This is a genomic window from Streptomyces sp. NPDC048295 (assembly GCF_040652135.1).
GTDB lineage: Bacteria > Actinomycetota > Actinomycetes > Streptomycetales > Streptomycetaceae > Streptomyces.
Genome location: NZ_JBEZLL010000037.1, coordinates 50,033 through 75,999 on the forward strand (window position 1 = coordinate 50,033; position 25,967 = coordinate 75,999).

Here is a 25,967-nt window from a genome sequence, read left to right on the forward strand (position 1 = left end):
CTACTCGGCGGCGATGGCGCGGAGCACATTCAGCCGCGCCGCCCGCCGGGCAGGCCCTCGGCCCGCCAGCGCTCCGGCGGCGACCCCCACGAGGGCGACCACCAGGAGCCGCAGCGGCGGCAGGTCGAAGGCGACGGCGGTGTCGCCCGCGGAGGCCTCGACCAGCACCCAGCCGAGGAAGCCTCCGAGCAGCAGGCCGCCCGCCGTGCCGAACGCGGCCACCAGTACGGATTCCCAGCGGACCATCGAGCGCAACTGGCTCCTGGTCTGCCCCACCGCTCGCAACAGGCCCATCTCCCTGGTCCGTTCGTGAAGGGCGAGGCCGAGCGTGTTGGCGATGCCCAGCAGGGCGATCAGCACGGCGAGGGCCAGCAGGGCGTAGACCAGGGTGAGCATCATGTCGATGCCGCCGGCCGAGGACCGCGCGTACTCGCCGCGGGTCTGTACCTCGGGGTTGCCGTACGCCGCCGCGGTCTTCACGACCGCCGCCCTGCCGTCGGCGGTGGACACGCCGGGCCGGAAGGAGACGGCGATCAGCGAGTCGGAGTCCTGTGCGCGGTGCGGGGCCCAGGCCTGTCGGGTGATGACGTAGTCGCCCGCCAGCTCGGACCGGTCGTAGACGGCGCGGACGGTGAACTCGCGCCGCGTCCCGTCGGCGAAGGCGAGCCGGGCCCTGGAGCCGGGGTGCAGACCGCGCTCGGCGGCCTCGGCGCCGGAAACGGCGAGCCCGTCCGTGCCCAGCCCCGTCAGCGAGCCGTCGACCCGGCCGAGGTCGAGGACCCTGCCGAGTGCGGCCGGGTCGGTGACGGTCAGGGCCCGTCCCGCACCGCCGACCTTCGCGACCCCCTTGCCGAGACCGACGGCGGTCGCGACCTGCGGCAGCCGGCCGACGGCCGGGGCGAGCCGGGGGCTGAGGCCGCTGCCGCCCGCGCCGAAGGAGGGCGCGCTGATGGCGACGTCGCCCGCGAAGGAACGGTCGACGGTGCGGTTCATGGTCGCCTTCAGCGACGCCCCGAAAACGGTGAAGAGGGAGACCACGGCGACGCCGATCATCAGCGCGGTCGCGGTGGACGCCGTCCTCCGGGGGCTGCGCAGGGCGTTGCGCCCGGCCAGTCGGCCGGTGACGCCGCGCAACCGGTGGAGCGGGGCGCCGAGGGCCCGTACCGCGTACGTGGCGGCGACCGGGCCGAGCACCACGAACGCGGCGAGCGCCAGCACCGCGCCGATGGCCGACAGCCAGACGGACGGGGCGGCCAGGGTGCCGGTCAGGATGACGCCGAGCGAGGCCACAAGCAGCACGAGCCCGGCAAGGGCCCGCGTCCGGGACGTCCCGGAGTCGTCGACGGCGCTCTCGCGCAGTGCGGCGAGCGGAGCGGTGCGTCCGGCCCGGACGGCGGGCAGGACCGCGGAGCCGAGGCAGACCAGGACTCCCACGGCGAGCGGCAGCAGCAGCGAGACGGCGCCGATCACCAACGAGCCTTCGGGGAACGGGAATCCGACGGCGGGGAAGAGCGCCTGGAGTCCGGCGGCGATGCCGATGCCTCCGGCCAGGCCCGCGGCGGAGGCGATCACGGCGACCACGCCGGCCTCCACGAGTGTCGCGGCGAGGATCTGGCGGCGGGCGGCGCCGAGGGCGCGCAGCAGGGCGTTCTCGCGGGTCCGCTGGGCGACGACGATCGCGAAGGTGTTGTGGATGGAGAAGGTGGCGACGAGCAGCACGATGCCCGAGAAGACCAGCAGCAGTGTGGTGAACAGGCCGAGGAAGGCACCGGAGATCATGTCCCGGTTCTCGGCGGCCGCGGCCTGTCCGGTAATGACCTCGACGCCCCTGGGCAGCACCGGCCGCAGCGCGTCCACGAGTTCCCGCTGGCCGGTGCCGGGGGTTGCGCGGACCTGGATGGCCGATGCCTGGCCGGGCTTCGGCGTGAGGTACTTCTCGGCGTCGGCCCGTGTCATGGCCGTGTAGGTGACCTGCCCCATGCCGTCCTGGCCGCCGAAGGTGGCCAGTCCGACGATGCGGACGTGTACGGGGTCGGGGGTGCGCAGCACGGTGGTGTCGCCGATCCTGAGCCCGCCCCGCTCGGCGGTGCCGCGGTTCACGACGACCTCACCTGGGGCGGTCGGGGCGTGGCCGGCGGCGAGCCGGTACGGGTTGAGTTCGGGGTCGTCGATCCAGTTGCCGGCGAGGGTGGGCGGGCCCTGGCCGCCGACGGGCCGGCCGTCGGCGCCGACGAGCTGGCCGGCGCCCTGGATGTCGGGGGCCGCCGCGGCGACCCCGGGTGTCCGCTCGATCCGCTTCAGGAGTGCGGTGCCGACCGGCTGCCGGGTGCCCTGGGTCTCGCCGGCGACGGTGACGACGTCGGAGCCGCGCACGACGGCGTCGGTTCCGGCGTTGGCGTCGGCGAACAGGGTGTCGAAGCTCGCGCGCAGTGTGTCGCCCATGACGAGCGTCCCGGTGAGGAACGCGACGCCGAGCAGGACGGCGACGAACGTACCGGCGAAGCGGCGTCCGTGGGTGCGGAGCGAGGCGATGCTCAGGCGTACGGAGGCGCGGGTGCCGTTCATGCCGTCACCGCCTGCGCGAGGGGTGGGGGGCGAAGGACTTGAAGCGGTCGAGCACGCGCTCCGCCGTGGGGTCGGGCATGCGGTCGACGAGCCGGCCGTCGGCGAGGAAGACGACCTCGTCCGCGTGGGCGGCGGCGACCGGGTCGTGGGTGACCATGACGACGGTCCGGGCGGTCTGCCGGACGGTGCGGCCGAGCAGCCGGAGCACTTCCTGCCCGGAGCGGGAGTCGAGATTGCCGGTCGGTTCGTCGGCGAAGACGACATCGGGGCTGCCCGCGAAGGCCCGGGCCACCGCCACCCGCTGCTGCTGCCCGCCGGAGAGTTCGCCGGGCCGGTGGCGCAGCCGGTCGCGGAGCCCGACGGTGTCGACGAGGGCGTCGAGCCACTCCTGGTCGGGCCGCTCCCCCGCGAGGTCGAGGGGAAGGGTGATGTTCTCGGCGACGGTGAGCGTCGGCAGGAGGTTGAAGGACTGGAAGACGAAGCCGATCCGCCGGCGGCGCAGCAGGGTGAGCCGGCGGTCGTCGAGCGCGCTGATGTCGGTGCCGCCGATGAAGGCGGAGCCCGAGGTGAGCGTGTCGAGTCCGGCGGCGCAGTGCATCAGGGTGGATTTCCCGGATCCGGAGGGCCCCATGATGGCGGTGAACCGTCCGGCCGGGAAGTCGACGCTCACCCCGTCCAGGGCCCTGACCCGGGTGTCGCCCGTGCCGTAGAGCTTCACTGCGTCGACGACCCGGGCGGCGGAGGCGGGTACGGATGCGGGGGCGGGTCCGGAGACCGGGACTGTGGTGGTCATGCGAGGCCTCCCTTGCTGCCGCGGCCGAACTGTTCGTCCAGGACGGAGAGTCTGCGCCAGTAGTCCTCCTCGTCGATCTCCCCGGCCGCGAAGCGCCGCCCGAGCAGGGTGATCGGTGACGGTTCGGCGGGTGCCTCGGGGGTGGTACGGGCCTGGCAGGGGCCTCGTCGGCCGCGCCGGGCGGTACGGCGCAGCAGGGTGACGCCGCCGATGACGACGGCCGCCCAGAAGAGCGGGAAGAGGAGGATCCAGGGCCCGGGTCCAGCGCTGTACGCCAGGGTGTTCATCTCGGTCAGCTCCCTCGGTGCGGGGTCTGCGGTCAGGTGTTCCTGACCCTTGTGAGCCTCGCCCGAGGAGGGGGTCCGAGTCGTCGTACGGCCAGCGGCACTGCGCGTACCCCCTCGGGAGTACGTGGCGCTCCTGTGGCTGCTCCCGGCGGCGGCCGGGGGGCGAGGGCGCCAGTGGCGGCCCCTGGGACCGAGGGCCCCGGGGCCGTACCGTCGAACCGCTGTCAGGCCAGCGCGGCCAGCGGGTCGTCCAGCACCGGCTGCCAGGCCAACTCCGCAGCGCCCACCAGGCTGTTGTGGTCGAGCGTGCACGGCAGGATCGGCACACTGCCGCTGCGCCCCCACAGGCTGCGGTCGGCGACCACCGCACGCAGCCGCTCCGGGTCCGCGTCGAGCAGGGCGCGGTGCAGTCCGCCGAGGACGATGCGGTCGGGGTTGAGGATGTTGACCAGCCCGGCGAGCCCGAGGCCGAGCCGGTCGATCAGCTCCTCGGCCGCGCCGCGCACCGCCGCGTCCGCGTACTCCGAGCGCAGCAGATCACCGGCCTGCTTGAGCAGCGACTCCTCGGGGCCGGGCTCTCGACGGGCGGCGACGAGGAAGGCCAGCGGGTCGGTCTCGACGTCCAGGCAGCCGCGTCCGCCGCAGTGGCAGGGGCGCCCCTCGGGGTTCACCGTGAGATGACCCACTTCCAGAGCGAGGCCCGAACTCCCGGTGTGCAGGCGGCCGTCGAGGACCAGGGCGCCGCCCACGCCCCGGTGGCCGGTGGCCACGCAGAGCAGATGCTGAGCGCCGCGCCCCGCGCCGTGACGGTGTTCGGCGAGCGCGGCGAGGTTGACGTCGTTACCGGTGAACGCCGGTCCGGGGATGCCTGCTTCGCGTACGCAGTCGGCGAAGATCTCGCTCACCGGGGCGCCGGCCGGCCAGGCGATGTGCAGCGGGTTGAGCGCGGTGCCCTCCGGTTCGGCGACCGCCGACGGCACCGCGAGCCCCGCGCCGACGCAGCGCAGTCCGCTGTCCCGCAGCAACCGGGCGCAGTCGTCGACCACTTCACCGATGACCTGTGCCGGGTCGGCCGTGACGGTGACACAGCCGGGGGCGGTGGCCACGAGCCGTCCGCCCAGCCCGACGAGCGCGGCACGGAATCCGTCGGCGTGCACCTGAGCGGCGATGGCGACCGGTCCGGACTCCCGGACCGACAGCCGGTGCGAGGGGCGGCCCTGCGAGCCGGCTGCGGAACCCGGCCGGGAGTCGACCCGGATCAGGCCGAGTGCCTCCAGCTCAGCGGCGACCGCACCGGCCGTCGCCCGGGTGACGCCGAGCTCGGAGGTGAGGACGGCGCGGGTGGGCGCGCGTCCGGTGTGGACCAGTTCCAGCGCGGGTCCGAGCGCGCTGCGGCCCCTCTCCAACTTTGTCCGAGTGGTGGACACCTTGCCGTTCATGGGGGCGAGTCTCCCATGGTCCGCAGGTGCGCCCGACGCCCCGGTGGCACGGCTGCGCACCTGCCGACCGTCTTGCGTCCATTGTCGCCGCGCCCCTATGCTGAGTTTGTGCCGCAACTAAACAAACTGCGGACGGCCCTACCGGGGGGACCGGGCGGAAACACCACCGCACCCCCGTCGGCCCGCCTCCGTACCGCCCTGACCGTGTTCTTCGCCCTCGACGGCTTCCTCTTCGCCGGCTGGGTCGTCCGCATCCCGGCCATCAAGCACCAGACCGGTGCCTCCGCCGCCGCCCTGGGCCTCGCCCTGCTCGGAGTCTCCGCCGGGGCGGTGGTGACCATGATGTTCACCGGCCGGCTCTGCCGGCGCTTCGGCAGCCACCCGGTGACCGTGGTCTGCGGCGTACTGCTCTCGCTCGCCATCGCCCTGCCGGCGCAGACGAGTTCGGCGCTCGCGCTCGGCCTGGTCCTGCTGGTCTTCGGCGCCGCGTACGGCGGGATGAACGTGGCGATGAACAGCGCCGCGGTCGATCTGGTCGCCGCGCTGGGACGCCCCGTGATGCCCGGCTTCCACGCGGCCTTCAGTCTCGGCGGGATGGTCGGCGCCGGACTCGGCGGCCTGGTCGCGGGCGGCCTCTCCCCCGCCACCCACCTCCTCGCCCTGACCGCGGCAGGGCTCCTGGTCACCGCGGTGGCGGGACCGGTGCTGCTGCGCCACCCGGCGCCCCGGCCCGCGGTCGGGGCCGCAGGTTCCGCACCACCGCGGCGGCCGGACGGAAGGACCCGCCGACTGGTGGTCCTGTTCGGTGTGATCGCGCTCTGCACCGCCTACGGTGAAGGCGCGCTGGCCGACTGGGGCGCCCTCCATCTGGAACAGGACCTGCACGCCCACCCCGGCGTCGCGGCCGCCGGATACTCCCTGTTCGCCCTGGCCATGACGGCGGGCCGGCTCAGCGGCACGGCGCTGCTCGAACGGCTCGGCCAGACCCGCACCCTGGTCGTGGGCGGCGTGACGGCCGCCGCCGGGATGCTGCTCGGCTCGCTCGCCCCCACCACATGGGCGGCCCTCCTCGGCTTCGCGGTCACCGGTCTCGGCCTGGCCAATGTCTTCCCGGTCGCGGTCGGCCGGGCCGGCGAGCTGGCCGGAGCCGGCGGGGTGGCCGCCGCGTCGACACTGGGATACGGCGGGATGCTGCTCGGGCCGCCCGCGATCGGCTTCCTGACCGACTGGTTCTCGCTCCCGGTGGCTCTCACCACGGTGGCGCTGCTGGCCGTCGCCGCCGCGGCACTGGGATACGCGGCACGCAACGCGACCCATGCCCGAGCGACCGGACTCACAGCGCCGGAAGGCCCGTAGCACTGACACAATCGAGGCCATGGAGATCACGGACCACATCGAGTCCCTGGCCACCGAGGGACAACTGCTGGCGGCCGCCGCACAGATGGCGGGAACCGGGGCGCGGGTTGCGACATGTCCGGAGTGGCGGGTACGCGATCTGCTGCGGCACACCGGGATGGTTCACCGCTGGGCGACCGCGTTCGTCACCGAGGGCCACACCTCGTACCACCCCGACGGCGGGGAGCCGGAACTGGACGGGCCGGAGCTGCTCGACTGGTTCCGCGAGGGCCACGGCCTCCTGGTGGACGCGCTGGGCACCGCCCCGGCCGGCCTGGAGTGCTGGACCTTCCTGCCCGCGCCGTCACCGCTGGCCTTCTGGGCCCGGCGGCAGGCGCACGAGACCACGATCCACCGGGTGGACGCGGAGTCGGCGCGCGGGGCGCGGCCATCATCCGTCCCTGCCGCTCACGCGGTGGACGGGATCGACGAGTTGCTGCTCGGCATGCATGCCCGCCCCAAGAGCCGCGTGCGCACCCCGGAGCCGCGCTCCCTGCGGATACGCGCCACGGACACCGACGCCGCGTGGACCGTGCGGCTCTCGGCGGAACCGCCGCACACCGTGCGGGAGGGCGGAGCACCCGAAGAGGGGTCCGTGGACTGCGAGTTGAGCGGATCGGCCGAGGAGATCTACCTCACGCTCTGGAACCGGCTGCCGCTCACGGCGGTCACCGTGACGGGCGACCCGGAGCCCGCCCGGATCTGGCGCGAGAAGTCCGGAGTGACCTGGTCCTGACAGCGGGCCGGGGCGATCCGGCGTAGGGACCCGGCCTTCCCGACCGTCCCGGCTCGGGCCTCGGGCCCTCCGGGTCTCCGGGCCTCCGGTCCGTTCAGCATCCGGCCGCGGGCACCGACCGCTGCGGAGGTTCCGCCTCGGCATGGCGCGGCGGAACCGTTCAGCACACCGTGCCGGCCGCGCCTTTGGGACGGACCGCGCGGCGGGGGCGGCCGGCGCGCGGAAGGTGCCGGTGCGGGGCCGGCCGAGGGACGGGGAGGGCGGTGCGCCCGGGTCAACCCAGCCAGCCCGGACGCACCAGCCCCGACTCGTAGGCGAGGACGACGAGTTGGGCCCGGTCGCGGGCGCCCAGCTTCACCATGGTGCGGCTGACATGGGTCTTCGCGGTGAGCGGGCTGACGACCAGCCGCCGGGCGATCTCCTCGTTGGAGAGCCCTATGCCGACGAGCGCCATCACCTCCCGCTCCCGTTCGGTGAGTTCGCTCAGTCCCGCCGCCGCCGCGGGCTCCTTGGAACGGGCCGCGAACTCGGCGATCAGGCGGCGGGTGACCCCGGGTGAGAGCAGGGCGTCGCCGCCCACCACCGCGCGTACGGCGCGCAGCAGTTCGTCCGGTTCGGTGTCCTTGACGAGAAACCCGGACGCCCCGGACCGGATGGCCTCGAAGACGTACTCGTCGAGCTCGAAGGTGGTGAGCATGACCACCTTGACGCCGTCCAGCCGCGCATCCTCGGTGATGGCACGGGTGGCGGCGAGGCCGTCGAGATGCGGCATCCGGATGTCCATCAGCACGATCTCGGGCCGCAGCTCGCCCACCATGCGCACGGCTTCCGCGCCGTCGGCGGCCTCCCCCGCCACCTCGATGTCGGGCTGGGCGTCCAGCAGGGCGCGGAAACCCGCCCGGACCAGCGACTGGTCGTCGGCGAGCAGTACGCGGATCACGGTGTCTCCTCCTTCTGTTCCGGCGTGCCGGACGAACCGGGCGGCAGTGGAAGCTCGGCCCGTACCCGGAAGCCGCCGTCGGCCCGGGGGCCCGCCTCGATCGTGCCACCGAGCGCGGCGGCCCGCTCCCGCATTCCCGCCAGCCCGTTGCCGCTGCCTCCGGCGTCGCCGCCGGTGGCGGGTCCGTCGTCGTCGATACGGAGCCCGATGCGGCCGGGCCCGTAGACGATCCGGACCCGCGCGGTACGCGATCCGGAGTGCCGGACCACGTTCGTCAGCGCCTCCTGGACGATACGGAAGGCCGCGAGGTCGGCGCCGGGTGGGACCGACGGCCGTTCGCCGTCGGTCCTGACGGTGACGGTGAGTCCGGTGCTCGCCGCCTGTTCGACGAGTTCGGGGAGCCGGTCGAGTCCGGGGGCCGGGGCCCTGGGGGCGTCTCCGGGGGTACGCAGGGTGTCGAGGACCTGACGGACCTCACCCAGCGCCTCCTTGCTGGCGGCCTTGATGGTGGTGAGCGCCGCACGCGCCTGCTCGGGGTCGGAGTCCAGCAGTGCCAGACCCACGCTCGACTGGACATTGATGACGGAGATGCTGTGGGCCAGGACGTCATGGAGTTCGCGCGCCATCCGCAGCCGCTCCTCGTCCGCCCTGCGCCGCTCCGCGGCCTCCCGCTCCGCCCGCCGGTCCGCCCACTGTTCACGGCGTACGCGGACGAACTCGGCAGCGGCGACGATGGCCACCACCCAGGCGGCGACGCCCAGTTCCTGTCCCCAGCGGGCGGCCTGGTCACCGGAGGGCGGCAGCCACCGGTAGAGCCAGTGCGCCACCAGGACGTGTCCGAGCCAGACCATGCCGACGGCCGACCACGCGGCCCGCCGGTGCCCGGAGACGACGGCGCTGAAACAGCCGACGGCCACGGCCAGGAAGACCGGCCCGTACGGATAGCCGGCCACCAGATAGACCATCGCCGCGGCCGAGCTGCCGAAGACGGCCACCACGGGGTGCCGGTGGCGCAGCAGGAGCACGGCGACGGCCAGGAAGAGCAGCAGGCGCGCGAAGAGGTCCAGCGGGGCCCGCTCGTCCATCTGCCCCCGGGCCGCGACGGTCGAACCGATCATGACGACGGCGCCGAGCAGGATCGTCGACGGCCAGGGCAGCCGGGCGGCGGAACGCCCCGGCTCCCCGGTCAGCCACCGCGGCGGCTCGCCGTGCGCCCAGGGGGGACCGACGCCGCTTCCGTGTGAGCGCTGCTCTTCCATGCCGGCCACGCTAGACCGCGGGCCCGGGCGAAGGCGTCAGCCCGGCGTGGTGATCACCCGTACTCCGTGGGGAGTACGTCGTACGGGGCCGGGGACGGGCGAAGGGGTCCGTCAGCCCCTGCCCGCGGCGGCCCTGGCGCCGTTCCTCGCGCCGAGCAGGCCGACCGTGCGGGCCAGTTCAATGACGGCCTCCCGGAAGAAGACCTCCCTGGCCTCCACCACCCGGTGGAACTGGCCGAAGATCTCGAAGGAGATCAGCCCGAACAGCTGCGACCAGGCGGCGATCAGCGGGGCGGCGGCCTCCGGCGGAAGACCGGGGGCGAGGTCGGCGGACATCCGCTCGGCCTCGGCGCGCAGATCGTCGGCGAGCGACGGCAGGGCCAGGCCGTCCGTGCGGCAGGCCTCCGTGACCACGGCGATCAGGACGAAGCCGACGCGGGAGGCGGGGCCGATCGTGGCCTGCGGCGCGGTATAGCCGGGCACGGGCGAACCGTAGATCAGGGCGTACTCGTGGGGGTGGGCCAGTGCCCAGTCACGCACGGCACAGCTGACGGCGACCCAGCGGGCGAGGTGGGTGGCGGCGTCGGCGCGGGCGGTCCGGTGGGCGGCCTCCGCGATCTCGCCCACGGAGTCGTACGCGTCGACGATCAGGGCGGTGAGCAGCTCGTCCCGGCTGGGGAAGTAGCGGTAGACGGCGGACGACGCCATACCGAGCTCTCGTGCGACGGCGCGCAGCGACAGCTTGGCGGCGCCCTCGGCCGCGAGCTGCTTCTTCGCCTCGTCCTTGATCGCGGCGGTGACCTCGATGCGGGCCCGTTCTCTGGCTCCTCGGACAGTGCTCATGGTGCTCAGTCTGTCATGAATGCAGAGCACCGACCAAGAACGAGAGCAGTGCTCTTGCTTTTGAGCGCCCATCCCGTGCACACTGATCTCAAGCGAGAGCACCGCTCTCAAAACAGTGAGGGGTCACCATGTCTCAGCCGTACTACCTCCAGGGCAGCACCCTCAACGTCCGGATGAACGGCATCGTCGGCTGGCTCGCCCGCCACGGCCTCAGCCTTTTCGGCTCGGCCGAGCTGTCGGTGCGCGGCCGCAAGAGCGGGCAGATGCAGCGCGTCCCCGTGAACCCCCACACCCACGAGGGCGCGCAGTACCTCGTCTCCGCCCGGGGCCACTCCCAGTGGGTGCGCAACATGCGCGTCGCCGGCGGCGGCGAGCTGCGGGTGGGCCGGAAGACCCGCGGCTTCACGGCCGTGGAGATCGCGGACGACGAGCAGAAGGTGCTGGTCGTCCGCACCTACCTGGAGCGGTGGGGCTGGGAGGTCAAGGACTACTTCCAGGGCGTCACCGCGAATTCCTCGGACGCCGAACTGCTGGCGGCCTGCCCGGACCATCCCGTCTTCCGGATCACCGTGGAGGGCTGACCGTGCGGCCGGCCCCTCCCCGGCACCGGAGGCCGGACGACGTCCGCCCGGCCGGGCCCTGCGCGACCCCGATCCGCCGGACGGACCAAGGCCCCGGCCCCGGCCCCGATCCGGCCTGGTCCGGCCCGATCCGGTCCGAACGAAAGACCCTAACGGTCCATCGCGGACAGGGCCCGCTGCGCCAGCGGGTGCGTACGGACCAGCTCGCCGAGCGAGGTCGTTCCGCGGGTGATTCCGGCGAAGGCGTTCCAGGCCGGACGGAATCCGGTCAGCACCGCGTGCAGCACCCCCGGGCGGCGCTCGAACAGCTTCAGCATGCGTCGTCCGACACCCATCTCGACACCGAGGCCCGCCTTGATGGCGAACGCGTAGTTCAGTGCCTGGCGCCGGGCGTCCACCGCGTCGTGCGACTCCGCGATCCGGACCGCCCACTCGCCGGCGAGCCGCCCCGACCGCAGCGCGAAGGAAATCCCCTCGCGGGTCCACGGCTCCAGCAGCCCCGCCGCGTCGCCGCACACCAGCACCCGCCCGCGTGACAGCGGCGAGTCGTCGCTGCGGCAGCGCGTCAGATGCCCGGAGGAGATCTTCGGCTCGAAACCGGCGAGGCCGAGCCGGGCGACGAAGTCCTCCAGATACCGCTTGGTCCCCGCGCCGTCGCCCCGCGCCGAGATCACGCCGACGGTCAGGACATCGCCCTTGGGGAAGACCCAGCCGTAACTGCCGGGCATCGGGCCCCAGTCGATGAGCACCCGCCCCGCCCAGTCCTCGGCGACCGTCGCCGGAACCGGGATCTCCGCCTCCAGGCCGAGGTCCACCTGGTCGAGCTTCACCCCGACATGGGCTCCTATACGCCCCGCGCTCCCGTCGGCACCGACGACCGCGCGCGCCAGGACCGTCTCGCCTCCGGAGAGCACCACGGCGACCGTGCGCCGGTCGGGCACCGAGGCGCCGTGCTGCTCGACCCTCGTCACGGTCGCGCCCGTGCGCAGTTCGGCGCCCGCCTTCTGCGCCTCCTCGACCAGACCCGCGTCGAACTCGGGGCGGTTGATGAGGCCGAAGAGCATCCGCTTGGAGCGGCGGGTGCGCGCCAGCCTGCCGTTGAGCGAGAAGGTGACCGCGTGGATCCGGTCCCGCAGCGGAAGTTCGAACCCGGGCGGCAGCGAATCACGCGAAAACCCGATGATGCCGCCGCCACATGTCTTGTACCGGGGAAGCTCCGCCTTCTCCAGGAGCAGCACCCGTCGGCCGGCGACTGCCGCCGCGTATGCCGCGGAGGCTCCGGCCGGTCCGCCTCCGACTACGACGACATCCCACACGGACGACTCTTCGTGCTCCTGTACGGCGTCTGCGTTCTCGCTGCTCACGATGTGCTTCTGCTCCCGATCCCACCAGTGGCCCATGCTGCTCACGGCATCCTACGGCGCGTTGCTCCCGGCCCCCGCTGTGGGAGGATCGACCGTACGTTCATCCTGCATGCGACGCCGCACACTCGGTGCGCATGTAGCCGGATTCGTACACATAACGTCGCACCCACGAGGAGCGTGCCCATGACCGCCCGTCCGATTTCCGAGACCATTGCCTCGCTGATGCCCCGCGCCAAGGCGGAGCTGACCGAGTTGGTGGCCTTCCAGTCGGTGGCGGATCCCGCGCAGTTCCCGAAGAGCGAGTGCGAGGCGGCCGCCGACTGGGTCGCCGACGCGCTGCGCACCGAGGACTTCCAGGACGTCGCTCTTCTCGACACCCCCGACGGCACCCGGTCGGTCTACGGCTTCCTGCCCGGCCCGGCCGGCGCCCCGACCGTACTGCTCTACGCGCACTACGACGTGCAGCCGCCGCTCGACGAGTCCGCCTGGCTCTCGCCTCCGTTCGAACTGACGGAGCGCGACGGCCGCTGGTACGGGCGCGGCTCGGCCGACTGCAAGGGCGGCTTCATCATGCACCTCCTCGCCCTGCGCGCCCTCAAGGCCGACGGCGGCGTCCCGGTCTCGGTGAAGGTGATCGCCGAGGGTTCCGAGGAGCAGGGCACCGGCGGTCTGGAGCGGTACGCGGAGGCGCACCCCGAGCTGCTGGCCGCCGACACCATCGTCATCGGCGACACCGGCAACTTCCGGGTCGGTCTGCCGACGGTCACCGCGACGCTGCGCGGCATGACGATGCTGCGGGTCACGCTCGACACCCTCGAAGGGAACCTGCACTCCGGGCAGTTCGGCGGCGCCGCCCCCGATGCGCTGGCCGCGATGATCCAGCTGCTGGCCTCGCTGCGCGCCGAGGACGGCACCACGACCGTCGACGGGCTCGCCACTGACACGGAGTGGGACGGACTCCAGTACCCGGAAGCGGATTTCCGCCAGGACGCGAAGGTCCTCGACGGCGTCGGGCTGATCGGCACGGGCACGGTCGCCGACCGCATCTGGGCCCGTCCCGCCGTCACGGTCATCGGCATCGACTGCCCGCCGGTGATCGGCGCGACGCCGTCGCTCCAGGCGAGCGCGCGGGCCCAGATCAGCCTGCGGGTCCCGCCGGGCCAGGACGCCGCCGCGGCGACCGAGCTGCTGACCGCCCATCTCAAGGCCCACGCGCCGTGGGGGGCCAGGGTGACGGTGGAACAGGTCGGCCAGGGCCAGCCGTTCCGCGCGGACACCTCCAGCCCGGCGTACACGTCGATGGCGCAGGCGATGGAGGCCGCCTACCCGGGCGAGAAGATGCAGACGTCCGGCATGGGCGGCTCGATCCCGCTCTGCAACACCCTCGCCGCCCTCTACCCGGAGGCGGAGATCCTGCTGATCGGCCTGAGCGAGCCGGAGGCACAGATCCACGCGGTGAATGAGAGCGTCTCGCCCCAGGAGCTGGAGCGACTGTCCCTCGCCGAGGCCCTGTTCCTGCGCAACTACGCCGATTCCAAGCGTTCCTGACCACGCGTCACCGAGCGCGCCGCGTTCCGGCGAACCGGGTCCGGACCACCCTCCACGGGTCGGTCCGGACCCGGTTTCGGCCGACGCCCGGCGGGTTGCCGCCCTGGCATCGGGAGTGGACGCCCCCGGACGACGCCCATGGAACTCGCCGGCCGTGCCGCCAGAAGTGGTCCGGGAGCGTCATCCGAGCGCTGAGCCGGTGCGTTCGACTCAGCCACCGGTCCGGTGCAGACCAACGCGTCGCTCCGGCACATCATGCGGTACCGGGCGCGGTTCCAGGCCGACAGGCGGCTGCCGCCGGACGACATGGTCCCCACCGCGGTCGCCACTACTACGGGCGTGCCGTGAACCGGCCCGCCGGGGCTGTCGGCCCGGTTCCGCCACCCGTACGGGGCGGAGCAGGCGACCGTGCGCACGGGGGCGCCGAGGAGGCCGGCCGGTGCATCGTGGGAGAGCTGCTCCGCCGCGCGCCGGGCCGGGTGCTGCGCCCCGACGACGAGCGGTACGGCACGTACCACGAGCAGAACGTCCCCGCTCACCGTCTCCTGCGGAGGGCGCGGGAACTCCGTGGCGGACCATCCCTTGGCGGTGACCCCGTTTCATGCCCGGCCCGGCGGGCTCCGGGCCGTCCGCGCGGCCGCACCGCCGTTACGCGCTCGGCGAAGCTCGCCCAGAGCGTAGAGCGACTACTTCGCGCGGGCCGTCCGCGTACGTTCGTGGCATGGATCTCGTCGAAGTGCTCCCCCGGCTGCACATGTTCCGCTTTGCCATCGGCCAGGCGTACCTGTGGCGCGACGGCCCCGACCTGACGCTGATCGACGCGGGCGGCAGCGACGCGGCGTCCGCGATCGAGGACGGGATACACGGCCTGGGACTGGACCCGGACCGTATTTCCCGGATCGTCGTCACCCACGGGCACCGCGACCACTACGGCGCCGCGCAGGAACTCGCCGACCGTCACGGCGCCGAGATCCTGGCCCATCGGCTGGACGCCGCGGTGATCCGGGGCGAGGAGGAGATCGCCGATCCCGTCCTGCTCGACTGGGAGCTCCCGCTGTGGGAGCAGACGCGGACCGTGCCCCCGGCCCCGCCGACCCGGGTCGACCGCGAGCTGGCCGACGGCGACGAGCTCGGGTTCGGCCAGGGGGCCCGGGTGGTCCACTCCCCGGGTCACACCCCCGGCTCCATCGGGATCCATCTGCCGCACCACGGTGTGCTGTTCACCGGGGACTGTGTGGCCTCGGTCGGCCGGGTGATGCTCGGCGTGTTCAACATCGACCGGGAGCAGGCACTGGCCTCCTTCCGGCGGCTGGCGGCGCTGGAGCCGGCCACGGTCTGCTTCGGCCACGGCGATCCGGTCACCTCCGGCGCCGCCGCCGCGATGCTCGCCTCAGCCGACCGGGACTCCCGCCTCCAGGTTGAGCACGGCTGACCGCTCGCGGGCGCGCAGTGCCCAGCGCAGCCGTTCGTACCGGGTAGGGGGCAGCAGGGTGGCCGCTTCCGCCTCGGTGACGAACCGCCAGCCGCGCAGTTCGGATCCGGGCAGCAGCAACCGCTGGGCGTCCGCGCCGGTCAGCAGGCCGCCGTCGAAGAGCAGCCGCAGGCCGCCGTAGCCGGGCGGGCTGGGTGCCTCCCAGTCGACGACGAGGAGTTTCGGTATCCGGTCGAGACAAATACCTATCTCCTCGGCCACTTCACGGATCCCGGCCTGGGCGGGTGCCTCGCCGGACTCGACCACACCGCCGGGGAATTCCCAGCCGGGCTTGTACGTCGGGTCGACGAGCAGCACCCGGTCGTGCTCGTCGAAGAGCAGCACGCCGGCCGCCACGGTCTCCGCGGTCGGCTCGGGTGTCTGCACGATCTCGCACGGGGTGGCGGCGCCGCTGCTGACCGCCTCGGCGATGCGCTCGGCCGTTCCGTACGGGGTGAGCGCGCCGGTGTCGATGACGTGGGCGTCCCGGCCGAGCCAGCCGAGCGCCGCCCGGTAGGGCTCGATGTGCTGGTAGGCCCACTGCCGTACCCGTTCGCTGTGCTCCGGGTCTTCGGGGTACTCCACACGGTCGGCGATCCGCTTACGCAGGATCGTTTCCTCAGATGAGAGCAGGACATGGCGGACCGCGATGCGCCGGGAGGCCAGCCCTCCGAAGATCTCGTCGCGGTACTCCTGCCGCAGCAGAGTCATCGGCACCACCAGCACACCGGACACCTCGGCGAGCAGGGCCGCCGCGGTGTCCACGACCAGTCGCCGCCAGATCGGCAGGTCCTGGAAGTCCGTCACCTCGGCGAGCCTCTTCTGGGGCAGCAACTGCCGCAGTTCCCCGCCGATCAGCTCGGGGTCGTAGAAAGTGCTGTTCGGGATCAGATCGATCAGTTCACGCGCGGCGCTCGTCTTGCCCACGCCGAACGCACCGTTGACCCAGACGATCACGGTTCCCCCTCTTCCGTAGCCCCCTGTGGCTTGCCCGCAACACCCTGCCGCGAAAACCCGGCTGTGGCGATGGCTGTTTCCCGAACGGAACCTCCGGGTGCCCACGGCCGGCCCCCCGTTCGCATGCGTCCGGCCGTACGCACGGCCGTAACGGCGGAGCGGGAAGGTCGTTGGAGCGGACATGTCCGACCGACGACCAGGGGGTGCAGTGTGCGTCGCACCGTACTTGAGCGGTTTCCCGCAGGAGGGCCGCGGGGCAGTTGGCCTGCGGAGGAGTTCGCGGCAGCCCGTCGCTGCGAGGGTGTCGCGGCCGAGGTCGTGATGGATCTGGAGCAGGACGCGTTCCTGGTGGTCGTCCCGCAGCAGTCGCCGGACCGGGGCCGCTGAGACCGGGGCCGGGTCCGGTCCGAAGCCGCGTCCCGCTCGGCCGGACGGTCCGGGGACGCCCCCGGAAGAGTCACCCCGCCTCTCCCCTTCTCTCACCATTCCCACACCAGCGGAGCCGGAGGATCCGCCCGGGGCGGCTGCCACAGCCCCCTACCCCTTGCCGGCGCCCAGGGTGAGGCCCGCGATGAAGTGCCGCTGGAGCAGCAGGAAGACCACGAGCGTGGGCAGGGCGACGATCACCGAGCCCGCGGCGAGCAGGTTGTAGTCGGTGAAGAACTGGCCCCTGAGGTTGTTCAGCGCCGAGGTGATGGGGAGCTTGTCGCCGTCGGAGATGAAGACCAGTGCCCAGAGGAAGTCGTTGTACATCCAGGTGAACTGGAGCGTGCCGAGCGCGGCCAGGGCCGGGCGGCACAGGGGCATCGTGATCCGCCAGTACTGGGTCCACACACCCGCGCCGTCGACGACGGCCGCCTCCAGGATCTCCTGCGGCAGGGTGCGCATGAAGCCGGCCAGGACGAAGACGCAGAAGCCGAGCTGGAACCCGATCTGGACGACGACGACGGCCCAGTACGAGTCGAACATCGTCATCGAGTCGGACATCCAGTAGGGCAGCGGGACGTGGTTGAACACCACGTACAGGGGCGTCACGATCACCTGCTGCGGCAGCAGGTTGCCCGCGGTGAAGAGCATCAGCAGGACGAGCCCGCCGCGCATTCTCAGGCGCGCCACCGCGAAGGCCACGAACGAGGCGAGGAAGAGGGTGACGAGCACCCCGGGGATCGCGATGATCATGGTGTTGACGAAGTACTTCGTCATACCGGAGTCGGTGAACGCCTGCCGGTAGTAGTCCAGGGAGAGATGGCGGGGCAGCGAGAAGTAGCCGTGCTCCGAGGTCTCTTCGTACGGCCTCAGCGAGGCGTACACCGCGAGCAGGAGCGGGGCGAGAAAGGCGAGGGAGACCGCCATCAGGAAGGCATGGACACCGATCCGGCCGGCGCGGTTCCGGCGCCGGGCCGCGGCGGGAGACGGCGGCGCCGGCCGTGCGGCGGGGCGGGCGGGGGCGGCTTCGACGGTCAACGGTTCTTCTCCCCTCGGAGCTCCTGGACCAGATACGTCACGACGAATCCCAGGGAGACGACGAGCATGACCACGGCGATGGCGGAGCCGAAACCGATCCGGCTGGCCTCGCCGATGATGTTGTCGGTGACGAGCACCGAGAGCAGTTCGAGCCCGTTGCGGCCGTGGTTGACGGCGTACACGATGTCGAACGCGCGCAGGGACTCGATGACGGTGATCACACCGACGATGACGTTGACCGGCCGCAGGGTGGGCAGGACGATGCGGAAGAAGGTCTGGGCCTCGCCCGCCCCGTCGATCGCCGCGGCCTCCTTCAGCGAGGGGTCGACGGCCTTCAGCCCGGCGAGGTAGAGGATCATCACATAGCCGGTGTGCCGCCAGGCCGCGGCGAGCAGGACCATCCAGATGTTGAGGTCCGGGTCGCCGAGCCAGTCCGTCGGTGAGCCCGTGTCCCCGATGATCGCGTTCAGTGCGCCCTGGTCGCGGGAGAAGACCAGCTGGGTGATGAATCCGACCACGGCGAGCGACAGCACGACGGGCATGTACAGCGTCGACTGGTAGAACCGGCTGAAGCGCACCCCCCGGTCGATGAGCACCGCCAGCAGCAGCCCGAACGGGGCGGCGACCAGGCCGAGGAAGGCGAGCCAGAGCAGATTGTGCCGGGCCGCAGGCCAGAACTGCGGGTAGTTGGTGAAGAGGTTCTCGTAGTTCTGCGTACCGACCCACTTGATGTCACCGATGCCGTCCCAGCCGGTGAAGGAGAGCACCACCGAGGCGAGGGTCGGTCCCCAGACGATGGCGGCGTCGAGCAGAACGGGTATGCCGAGCAGCACACCGAGTACGGCGAGGTCGCGGCCGGTGAACCGCCGTGCGGCCCGCCGTCCGGTGCGCCGGGCCGGGATCAACGACACGGGAGGTACTCCAGATTCGGTCGGATGCCATCGGGGTCGTCCGGGTCAGTCCGAGGCGAAGATGGTCTTCTTCTGCCGTTCGATGTCGTTGACCAGTCCGTCCACGTCGTCCGGGTCGCTGATGAACTTCTGGATCGCCGGGATCATGACCGTGGAGGAGAAGTCCGGCCTGGTGTCCCGGTCCAGGAACTGGGAGATCTGCTTCGCGCCGGAGACCAGCTCCACGGCCTTCTTCTGGAGCGGTGAGTACGCGGAGATGTCCGCCTGGTCGCTGACCGCGATGTTGTTCGGGTCGCTCTTCAGGTAGACGTCCTCGGCCTTCCCGGTGGCGAGCCACTTGAGCAGGTCCTTGGCGCTCTCCAGGGTCTTCTTGTTCTTGAGGTTCTTCGACTTCTTCGCGAGCAGGAAACCGTCGATGGGGGCCTCGACCGCGTCCTGCCCGTGCGCCGGGTCGATGACGGGGAAGGGGAAGAAGTCGATGTCGTCCTGTTCACCCTTGGGGAACTGGGCGCCGGGGTGCGGCAGCCCGAAGACGGCCATGCCGGCCTCCTTCTTCTGAAGGCTCGTTGCGGCCTCCTGCCAGGTACGGCCGTTGGCGCCCTGCTGGCAGTACGGCAGAAGCCGGCGCCAGGTGTCGAAGACGTCCCTGACCCGCCTGTCGGTCCAGGCGATCTCGCCCGCCATCAGGCTCTTGTGGAAGTCGTAGCCGTTGGTCCGCATGTCGATGTAGTCGAAGGTGCCCATGGCGGGCCAGCCGTCCTTGTCGCAGAATGCGATCGGGTCCAGCTTGTCCTTCTTCATCTGCCGGGCGAGCGCCACGTACTCGTCGAGCGTCTTCGGCGCCTGATATCCGCGGTCGGCGAAGAGGCTCCTGCGGTGGAAGACGGCCCACGGATAGTAGTAGTACGGCGTGAGGTACTGCTTGCCGTCCGCCCCGGTGGACTGGGCCTTCAGTGCGGGTGAGAAACCTTTGTAGTCCTGCCAGTTGTCGCTGATGTCGTACAGCAGCCCCTTCTCGGCGAAGAACTGCATCCGGTTACCGGCGAACCACATGAAGACATCGTCCGGCTTGCCCTGGAGATACCGGCTGATGTTCTCCTGAAAGGTGTTGTGGTCGACGGTGTTGACCTTCACCTTCCGTCCGCCCGACTGCGCCTCGTACGCGGCGAAGGCGTCGGCGAAGGCCTTCTTCGGAACGGGGTCGGAGGAATTGGAGCCCAAGGTGATGGTCTTTCCGTCGCCACCGGGGCCTCCCCCGCAGGCGGTGAGCAACGCGGGCAGCGTCACGGCTCCGGCTCCGACGGCCGCACCACGCAGCAGACTTCGCCGGGACATCCGATGTCCCGCGACACTTCCCGGCACACCTGACCTGTCGTCACCTGACTGCGTCATGCTCAGCTCCTCCGGAGATGCAACCCAACACAACCGAACGCGCGATTGGATCTCACCCCCAAGTGATGGTGTAGTCAAGGGTTTTGACGAGATGTCGGGCAACCGCCGCCGCCCCTCTACCAACAGACTCCAACACGCTCTAACGTAATCGCACGCATTGGCGTGCACATGCCGTCATCCGATCATGCGCGAGTATGGAGGAACGTAACGATGCGTCATCTTCCAACCCGTACAACCCGAACCGGCCGTCGCGGAGTCATCGGAGCGCTGGTGGCCGGGCTGTTGTGTGCCACGGGCACGACCGTTCCCGCTCTCGCCGACTCACCGGATTCCGCTCCCGGTCGCACGGTGGCACCGCAGTCCGGAAACGGCCTTGCGCTCACCCCGCCGATGGGGTTCAACAATTGGAACTCCACGCACTGCCGGGCCGAGTTCGACGAATCGATGGTCAAGGGCATCGCCGACATCTTCGTCGAGAAGGGCCTCAAGGACGCGGGCTACACATACGTCAATCTCGACGACTGCTGGGCGAAGCCGCAGCGCAATGCGGAGGGCAAGCTGGAGGCCGATCCCCAGCGCTTCCCCAACGGGATCAAGGAAGTCGCGGACTATGTCCACTCCAAGGGCCTCAAGATCGGCATCTACACCAGCGCCGGCACCAAGACCTGCGACAGCGTGGGACTTCCCGGCGCACTGGGCCACGAGTACAGCGACGCACAGCAGTTCGCCGACTGGGGCATCGACTATCTGAAGTACGACAACTGCAACAACCAGGGCGTCGACGCGAAGCAGCGCTACACGACGATGCGGGACGCACTGGCCGCGACCGGCCGTCCCATCGTCTACAGCATCTGCGAATGGGGTGAGAACAAGCCCTGGGAGTGGGCCGGTGAACTCGGCAACCTCTGGCGCACGACCGGCGACATCAACGACAGCTGGGGCAGCATGCTGTCGATCATGAAGAAGAACCTGCCCCTGGCGGCCGCCGCCGGTCCGGGGCACTGGAACGACCCCGACATGCTGGAGGTCGGTAACGGCGGCATGACGGACACGGAGTACCGCACGCACTTCTCCATGTGGTCCGTGATGGCGGCACCGCTGCTCATCGGTTCCGATCTGCGCAAGGCGAGCCCGGAGACCTTCGAGATCCTCTCCAACCACGAGGTCGTCGCCGTCGATCAGGACCCGCTCGGCAAGCAGGGCACCGTACTCTCCTCCGCCGGCGGGCGCTGGGTCGTCGCCAAGGAGATGTCGGACGGCAGCCGCGCCGTCGCCCTCTTCAACGAGACCGGCAGCGCACAGCACATCGCGACGACGGCCGCGGCGGTGGGGCTGCCGAAGGCCCCCGGGTACACGATGCGCGACCTGTGGCAGCACAAGTCGTACAACACGGCGGGCACCGTGGCCGCGACCGTCCCGGCGCACGGAACGGTACTGCTGCGGATCGCCGCCGACGGCACCTGGGCCGCACATCCGCCGGCCGTGGAACTCGGCCTGGAATCAAGCCCGTTGACCGAGGCCGGACGCACCACCACGCTGACCACGACCGTGACCGACCTGGGCCGTACCCCCGCCACGAAGGTCTCGGCGCTGCTCACCGGCCCCTCGGGCTGGCAGGTGAAGGCGGTGTCGCCGACCGGTTCGCCGGCCCTGCCGACCGGGCGGTCCCTGACCACCCGCTGGCAGGTGACGGCTCCGGCGGGCACCCCCACGGGTGCGTACGATCTGGCACTCGATGCCCGGTACCGCTCACCGGACGGGACGCGCGTCCGTTCCACGGTCCCGCTCCAGGTCCATGTGGTGGTCGCGCCCCCGGCGGGCGGCAGTTACCTCGGCGATCTGCCGCAGCTCTCCGCCGCCAACGGCTGGGGCCCCGTCGAGCGGGACACCAGCAACGGCGAGAGCGGGGCGGGTGACGGGAATCCGCTGACCATCGGCGGCGCGGTCTTCGCCAAGGGCCTCGGCGTGCACGCCGACAGCTCCGTCGAGTTCTACACCGGCCGGGCGTGCGACACCGTGACGGCGCAGGTGGGGGTCGACGACGAGAAGGGCACAAAGGGGACGGTGACCTTCGAGGTCTGGGCCGACGGTACGAAGGTGGCGTCGACCGGTGTCCTGACCAACGCGATGCCCGCTCAGCCGGTCACCGCGGACGTCAGCGGTGCGCAGGTGGTACGCCTGGTGGTCACCGACGGCGGGGACGGCGTCGACTCCGACCACGCGGACTGGGCGGACCTGCGGATCACCTGCTGACGAGGGAACACGGGTGGTGGCGAGCCACGCGTGCGGCCGCCGGGCGGGTTCCAGGAGCGAGGTCCTGGAACCCGCCCGGCGCTCCTCGCATGGCGCGCCGGTCAGCCCTGTGCCGTCGCCACGCCGCCCGGACCGACCCGCGCCGCCGCGGCGGCCGCGCCGACCAGTCCCGCGTCGGTGCCCATCACCGCCGGGGTCACCTCGATCCGCCGGATGAAGGAGAGCGTGGCGTACTGCCGCAGGGCCCGGCGCAAGGGTGCGAAGAGGATGTCGCCCGCACCGGCCACTCCCCCGCCGATCACCGCGATGTCGATGTCGACGAGCGCGGCGGTGGCGGCGATCCCGGCGGCCAGTGCCTGGGCGGCGCGCTCGAACGAGGCGAGGGCGACCGGGTCCCCCGCACGCGCGGCGGCGGCCACGGCGGCGGCGGAGGCGTCGCCGTCCGGTCCGGGCCGCCAGCCGGCCTCCAGCGCCCGGCGGGCGATGTTCGGACCGCTGGCGATGCGCTCGACGCAGCCGCGCGATCCGCAGGGGCACGGGTCGCCGTCCAGGTCCACGCTGACATGACCGATGTGCCCGGCGTTGCCCGTGGGGCCGGGGTGCAGCTTGCCGCCGAGGACGAGCCCGCCGCCGACACCGGTCGACACGACCATGCAGAGCGCGTTGTCGTAGCCCCGGGCGGCGCCCAGCCAGTGCTCGGCGGCCGTCATCGCGACCCCGTCGCCGACCAGCTCGACCGGCAGCCCGCCGGCCGCCTTGCCGACCCGCTCCACCAGCGGGAAGTCGCGCCAGCCGGGGACGTTCACCGGGCTGACCGTGCCGGCCGAGGCGTCGACCGGGCCCGCGCTGCCGATACCGACCGCGGTCGCCCGCACCCACAGCGGGGAGCCGGACAGCTCGGCGAGGACCTCCGTCACGGCGCCCATGACCGTCTCGGCGCTCTCCCGGGCGGGCGTCGGCCGCTGCGCCCGTACGAGAAGAGCGCCGTCGCCGTCCACCAGCGCGGCGGCGATCTTGGTGCCGCCGATGTCCAGCGCGGCGACGAGGTCGGTATGCATCGGTGTGGCTCCGTGACTAGGGGGCGGGGACCTGCGGCTTCAGGAAACAGTCTGCCCAGTCTCCATTCAGCTGACAACGTTGTCCAGGGCCTATGCTCGACGGCACAGCCTCCGGCCGGCTCCGCGGCACCGCCCACGGACCCGCCGGACCGCCCGCACCCGAGGACAGGACAGCGCACCGTGGCCGAGACCGCCCGTCACTCCGAGACCCGTTACGGCAACCGGCCGACCATGAAGGATGTGGCGGCCCGCGCCGGAGTGGGGCTCAAGACGGTCTCCCGCGTGGTCAACAGCGAGCCGGGGGTCACGCCCGACACCGAGCGCCGGGTCCAGGAGGCCATCGAGGCGCTCGGCTTCCGGCGCAACGACAGCGCGCGCGTCCTGCGCAAAGGCCGCACCGCCTCGATCGGCCTGGTCCTGGAGGATCTCGCCGACCCGTTCTACGGACCGCTGAGCCGAGCGGTGGAGGAAGTCGCCCGGGCCCATGGCGCCCTGCTCATCAACGGATCGAGCGCCGAGGACCCGGAGCGCGAGCAGGAGCTCGCACTCGCCCTGTGCGCGCGCCGGGTGGACGGGCTCATCGTGATTCCGGCCGGTGACGACCACCGCTATCTGGAGCCGGAGATCAAGGCGGGCGTCGCCACCGTCTTCGTGGACCGCCCGGCGGGCCGCATCGACGCCGACATGGTCCTCTCCGACAGCTTCGGCGGCGCCCGCGAGGGCGTCGCCCATCTGATAGCGCACGGCCACCGCCGGATCGGCTTCATCGGCGACCAGCCGCGCATCCACACCGCCACCGAGCGGCTGCGCGGCTACCACGCGGCGATGGCGGACGCGGGGACCCGGGTCGAGGACTCCTGGGTGTCCCTCGGCCCGACCGATCCCGGCCGGGTCCGGGCCGCCACCGAGCGGATGCTCTCCGGCCCCGAGCCCGTCACCGCCGTCTTCGCGGGCAACAACCGGGTGACGGTCACGGTGGTGCGCGTCCTCGCCGAGCAGGAACGCCCTGTCGCCCTGGTCGGCTTCGACGACATCGAGCTGGCCGATCTGCTCGGCATCACCGTCATCTCCCAGGACGCCGCCGCCGTCGGCCGCACCGCCGCCGAGCACCTCTTCCGCCGTCTGGACGGCGCCGACCACGCCCCGGCCCGGGTGGAACTGCCCACGACGCTCATCGCGCGCGGCTCGGGCGAGCTGCCGCCCGCCTGAGCCGCGCGGCCGGCGGCTACGGTGCGGTCACCGTGAGATCGGCCCGCCGCGGCGACGCGAAGCCGTCCAGCTCCGCCCGTGTCAGCCCGGTCAGCCGGGCGACCTCGGCGGTGTCCAGGGCGCCGCAGTCGATGCCGCGCAGGAGGTAGCTGCTGAGCGCCTTGGCGGTGGCGGGTTCGTCCATGACGTCGCCGCCGGCCTTGGCCACGTACGCGGCGAGCCGCGCGGCGGCCTGCTCCAGGCCCTCGCGGTAGAAGGTGTACACGGCCGCGTACCGGGTCGGCAGATGGCCAGGGTGCATGTCCCAGCCCTGGTAGTAGGCACGGGCCAGGGCCCGGCGGGTGAGGCCGTAGTGGAGCCGCCAGGCCTCGTGGACGTGAGCGGTGGGGCCGACCGGGAGGACGTTGGTGGAGCCGTCCGAGACCCGTACGCCGGTACCCGCGGCGGCGACCTGCATGACCGCCTTGGCGTGGTCGGCGGCCGGGTGGTCGCTGGCCTGGTACGCGGCGCTGACGCCGACGCAGGCGCTGTAGTCGAAGGTGCCGTAGTGCAGGCCGGTGGCACGGCCCCGCGCCGCGTCGATCATGCGGGCGACGGCGGCGGTGCCGTCCGCGGCGAGGATGGACTGGCTCGTCTCGATCTGGATCTCGAAGCCGATCCGTCCGGCGGGCAGCCCGTGCGCCTGCTCGAACGCTTCGAGCAGGCGGACGAAGGCGGTGACCTGCTCGGGGTAGGTCACCTTGGGGAGCGTGAGGACCAGCCCGTCGGGCAGGCCGCCGGCCTGCATCAGGCCGGTGAGGAAGATGTCCGTGGTGCGGATGCCCCGGTCGCGCACGGCGGCCTCCATGCACTTCATCCGGATGCCCATGTACGGGGCCGCCGTGCCGTTCTCGTACGCCTCCGAGACCAGCCGGGCGGCGCGGGCCGCGGATTCGTCCTCCTCCGCGTCGGGGCGGGGGCCGTAGCCGTCCTCGAAGTCGATGCGGAGGTCCTCGACCGGCTCGCGCTCCAGCTTGGCGCGCACCCGGTCATGGACGGGCGTGGCGAGTTCGTCCGGGATGCCGAGGACGGCGGCGAACGAGGCCGCGTCGGGGGCGTGCTCGTCGAGGGCCCTGAGGGCCTGGTCGCCCCAGGAGCGGATGGTGTCGGCGGTGAACGTGTCGCCGGGGACGTAGACCGTGTGGACCGGCTGGCGCGTACCCGGGTCTCCCGGGTAGCGGCGTGCCAGCTCGGCGTCGACCGCGGTGAGGGAAGCGCTGATCTCCTCGCTGACCGCACCTGCGAGGCTCGTTGCCACCTTCTCCTGCTGACCCATTTCCACACCCTCCACAGTCACGCTGTTTCCGCTTCCCGGAATCAACAATCCGTATAGTGAAGTTATAAGGCCGTCGGACCTGCGTCAATGGTGGTCTCCAGCTGGTCACCGCTCTTGGCGGCGACCGAACGCCGGTTGACGGCCCCGCTGGACGGGTCGACCAGCGAGCCTCCCGGGGCGGAGGAGG

General features: G+C 72.0%; 23 protein-coding genes. 9 read left to right on the top strand and 14 right to left on the bottom strand.

Features of this window, described 5'->3' with window-relative positions; translation table 11 throughout:
* From AB0D53_RS36940 to AB0D53_RS36955, 4 genes are all read right to left on the bottom strand, one after another.
* Window positions 1–2,565 carry an ABC transporter permease gene (locus tag AB0D53_RS36940; protein ID WP_362453740.1) on the bottom strand — a complete coding sequence of 855 codons (2,565 nt, stop codon included), beginning with the start codon at window positions 2,563–2,565 and terminating at the stop codon, window positions 1–3.
* Between the two features lie 4 nt (window positions 2,566–2,569).
* Window positions 2,570–3,358, bottom strand: a complete 789-nt coding sequence (locus AB0D53_RS36945; protein WP_362453741.1) for an ABC transporter ATP-binding protein — start codon at window positions 3,356–3,358, stop codon at window positions 2,570–2,572.
* Entirely contained in the window at window positions 3,355–3,645 is a 291-nt protein-coding gene (locus tag AB0D53_RS36950; RefSeq protein WP_329813794.1) for an SHOCT domain-containing protein, read from the bottom strand. The genes AB0D53_RS36945 and AB0D53_RS36950 overlap by 4 nt, the downstream gene beginning before the upstream one ends.
* A gap of 224 nt (window positions 3,646–3,869) precedes the next feature.
* On the bottom strand, window positions 3,870–5,084 hold the full coding sequence (locus tag AB0D53_RS36955) for an ROK family protein (protein ID WP_362453742.1): 1,215 nt from the start codon (window positions 5,082–5,084) through the stop codon (window positions 3,870–3,872).
* A 108-nt stretch (window positions 5,085–5,192) separates the two neighbouring features.
* Between AB0D53_RS36955 and AB0D53_RS36960 the strand changes: the two genes are divergently transcribed.
* Both AB0D53_RS36960 and AB0D53_RS36965 read left to right on the top strand, forming a co-directional pair.
* Window positions 5,193–6,440 (top strand): MFS transporter, encoded by a 1,248-nt coding sequence (locus AB0D53_RS36960; protein WP_362453743.1) that lies wholly within the window; start codon window positions 5,193–5,195, stop codon window positions 6,438–6,440.
* 19 nt (window positions 6,441–6,459) lie between these two features.
* Entirely contained in the window at window positions 6,460–7,215 is a 756-nt protein-coding gene (locus AB0D53_RS36965; protein WP_362453744.1) for a maleylpyruvate isomerase family mycothiol-dependent enzyme, read from the top strand.
* Between the two features lie 274 nt (window positions 7,216–7,489).
* Here AB0D53_RS36965 and AB0D53_RS36970 read toward each other — a convergent pair whose 3' ends face one another.
* From AB0D53_RS36970 to AB0D53_RS36980, 3 genes are all read right to left on the bottom strand, one after another.
* Window positions 7,490–8,155: a response regulator transcription factor gene (locus AB0D53_RS36970; protein WP_362453745.1), complete on the bottom strand. Its 666-nt coding sequence runs from the start codon at window positions 8,153–8,155 to the stop codon at window positions 7,490–7,492.
* Complete coding sequence (locus tag AB0D53_RS36975) at window positions 8,152–9,414, bottom strand: sensor histidine kinase (protein WP_362453746.1); 1,263 nt, start codon at window positions 9,412–9,414, stop codon at window positions 8,152–8,154. Before AB0D53_RS36975 ends, AB0D53_RS36970 begins: the two co-directional genes overlap by 4 nt.
* A gap of 111 nt (window positions 9,415–9,525) precedes the next feature.
* Window positions 9,526–10,257: a TetR/AcrR family transcriptional regulator gene (locus AB0D53_RS36980; RefSeq protein WP_362453747.1), complete on the bottom strand. Its 732-nt coding sequence runs from the start codon at window positions 10,255–10,257 to the stop codon at window positions 9,526–9,528.
* 128 nt (window positions 10,258–10,385) lie between these two features.
* On the opposite strand from AB0D53_RS36980, the gene AB0D53_RS36985 reads away from it, so the two are divergent.
* Window positions 10,386–10,838: a nitroreductase family deazaflavin-dependent oxidoreductase gene (locus tag AB0D53_RS36985; protein WP_362453748.1), complete on the top strand. Its 453-nt coding sequence runs from the start codon at window positions 10,386–10,388 to the stop codon at window positions 10,836–10,838.
* Between the two features lie 149 nt (window positions 10,839–10,987).
* On the opposite strand, the gene AB0D53_RS36990 is transcribed toward AB0D53_RS36985, so the two are convergent.
* A complete protein-coding gene (locus AB0D53_RS36990) occupies window positions 10,988–12,202 on the bottom strand; it encodes a geranylgeranyl reductase family protein (protein WP_362453749.1) in 1,215 nt (404 codons plus the stop codon).
* A 183-nt stretch (window positions 12,203–12,385) separates the two neighbouring features.
* Here AB0D53_RS36990 and AB0D53_RS36995 point away from each other — a divergent pair, with 183 nt between their 5' ends.
* The 3 genes from AB0D53_RS36995 (at window position 12,386) to AB0D53_RS37005 (ending at window position 15,182) form a co-directional block, all read left to right on the top strand.
* Window positions 12,386–13,750 (top strand): dipeptidase, encoded by a 1,365-nt coding sequence (locus AB0D53_RS36995; RefSeq protein WP_362453750.1) that lies wholly within the window; start codon window positions 12,386–12,388, stop codon window positions 13,748–13,750.
* Window positions 13,751–13,975: 225 nt separating this feature from the next.
* The gene (locus tag AB0D53_RS37000) at window positions 13,976–14,098 is read left to right on the top strand and encodes a hypothetical protein (RefSeq protein WP_362453751.1); all 123 of its coding nucleotides are present in this window, start codon (window positions 13,976–13,978) and stop codon (window positions 14,096–14,098) included.
* A 373-nt stretch (window positions 14,099–14,471) separates the two neighbouring features.
* The gene (locus tag AB0D53_RS37005) at window positions 14,472–15,182 is read left to right on the top strand and encodes an MBL fold metallo-hydrolase (RefSeq protein ID WP_362453752.1); all 711 of its coding nucleotides are present in this window, start codon (window positions 14,472–14,474) and stop codon (window positions 15,180–15,182) included.
* Here the strand turns inward: AB0D53_RS37005 and AB0D53_RS37010 are convergent.
* Window positions 15,141–16,178 carry an NUDIX domain-containing protein gene (locus AB0D53_RS37010; protein ID WP_362453753.1) on the bottom strand — a complete coding sequence of 346 codons (1,038 nt, stop codon included), beginning with the start codon at window positions 16,176–16,178 and terminating at the stop codon, window positions 15,141–15,143. The two genes, AB0D53_RS37005 and AB0D53_RS37010, sit on opposite strands and share 42 nt — an antisense overlap.
* A gap of 210 nt (window positions 16,179–16,388) precedes the next feature.
* Here AB0D53_RS37010 and AB0D53_RS37015 point away from each other — a divergent pair, with 210 nt between their 5' ends.
* On the top strand, window positions 16,389–16,565 hold the full coding sequence (locus tag AB0D53_RS37015) for a hypothetical protein (protein WP_362453754.1): 177 nt from the start codon (window positions 16,389–16,391) through the stop codon (window positions 16,563–16,565).
* 150 nt (window positions 16,566–16,715) lie between these two features.
* Here the strand turns inward: AB0D53_RS37015 and AB0D53_RS37020 are convergent, their stop codons facing one another.
* Genes AB0D53_RS37020 through AB0D53_RS37030 form a run of 3 tightly spaced genes read right to left on the bottom strand, consistent with a single transcriptional unit; the run spans window position 16,716 to window position 19,888 of the window.
* A complete protein-coding gene (locus AB0D53_RS37020; RefSeq protein ID WP_362453755.1) occupies window positions 16,716–17,642 on the bottom strand; it encodes a carbohydrate ABC transporter permease in 927 nt (308 codons plus the stop codon).
* Window positions 17,639–18,553: a sugar ABC transporter permease gene (locus AB0D53_RS37025; RefSeq protein WP_362453756.1), complete on the bottom strand. Its 915-nt coding sequence runs from the start codon at window positions 18,551–18,553 to the stop codon at window positions 17,639–17,641. Before AB0D53_RS37025 ends, AB0D53_RS37020 begins: the two co-directional genes overlap by 4 nt.
* A gap of 45 nt (window positions 18,554–18,598) precedes the next feature.
* A complete protein-coding gene (locus tag AB0D53_RS37030; RefSeq protein WP_329813321.1) occupies window positions 18,599–19,888 on the bottom strand; it encodes an ABC transporter substrate-binding protein in 1,290 nt (429 codons plus the stop codon).
* Between the two features lie 267 nt (window positions 19,889–20,155).
* Between AB0D53_RS37030 and AB0D53_RS37035 the strand changes: the two genes are divergently transcribed.
* Window positions 20,156–22,198 (top strand): NPCBM/NEW2 domain-containing protein, encoded by a 2,043-nt coding sequence (locus AB0D53_RS37035; RefSeq protein WP_362453757.1) that lies wholly within the window; start codon window positions 20,156–20,158, stop codon window positions 22,196–22,198.
* A 101-nt stretch (window positions 22,199–22,299) separates the two neighbouring features.
* On the opposite strand, the gene AB0D53_RS37040 is transcribed toward AB0D53_RS37035, so the two are convergent.
* On the bottom strand, window positions 22,300–23,256 hold the full coding sequence (locus AB0D53_RS37040; protein ID WP_362453758.1) for an ROK family protein: 957 nt from the start codon (window positions 23,254–23,256) through the stop codon (window positions 22,300–22,302).
* A 180-nt stretch (window positions 23,257–23,436) separates the two neighbouring features.
* On the opposite strand from AB0D53_RS37040, the gene AB0D53_RS37045 reads away from it, so the two are divergent.
* On the top strand, window positions 23,437–24,465 hold the full coding sequence (locus AB0D53_RS37045; RefSeq protein ID WP_362453759.1) for a LacI family DNA-binding transcriptional regulator: 1,029 nt from the start codon (window positions 23,437–23,439) through the stop codon (window positions 24,463–24,465).
* Between the two features lie 16 nt (window positions 24,466–24,481).
* Here AB0D53_RS37045 and AB0D53_RS37050 read toward each other — a convergent pair whose 3' ends face one another.
* Window positions 24,482–25,780 (bottom strand): aldolase, encoded by a 1,299-nt coding sequence (locus AB0D53_RS37050; protein WP_362453760.1) that lies wholly within the window; start codon window positions 25,778–25,780, stop codon window positions 24,482–24,484.
* Window positions 25,781–25,967 lie beyond the last annotated feature (187 nt).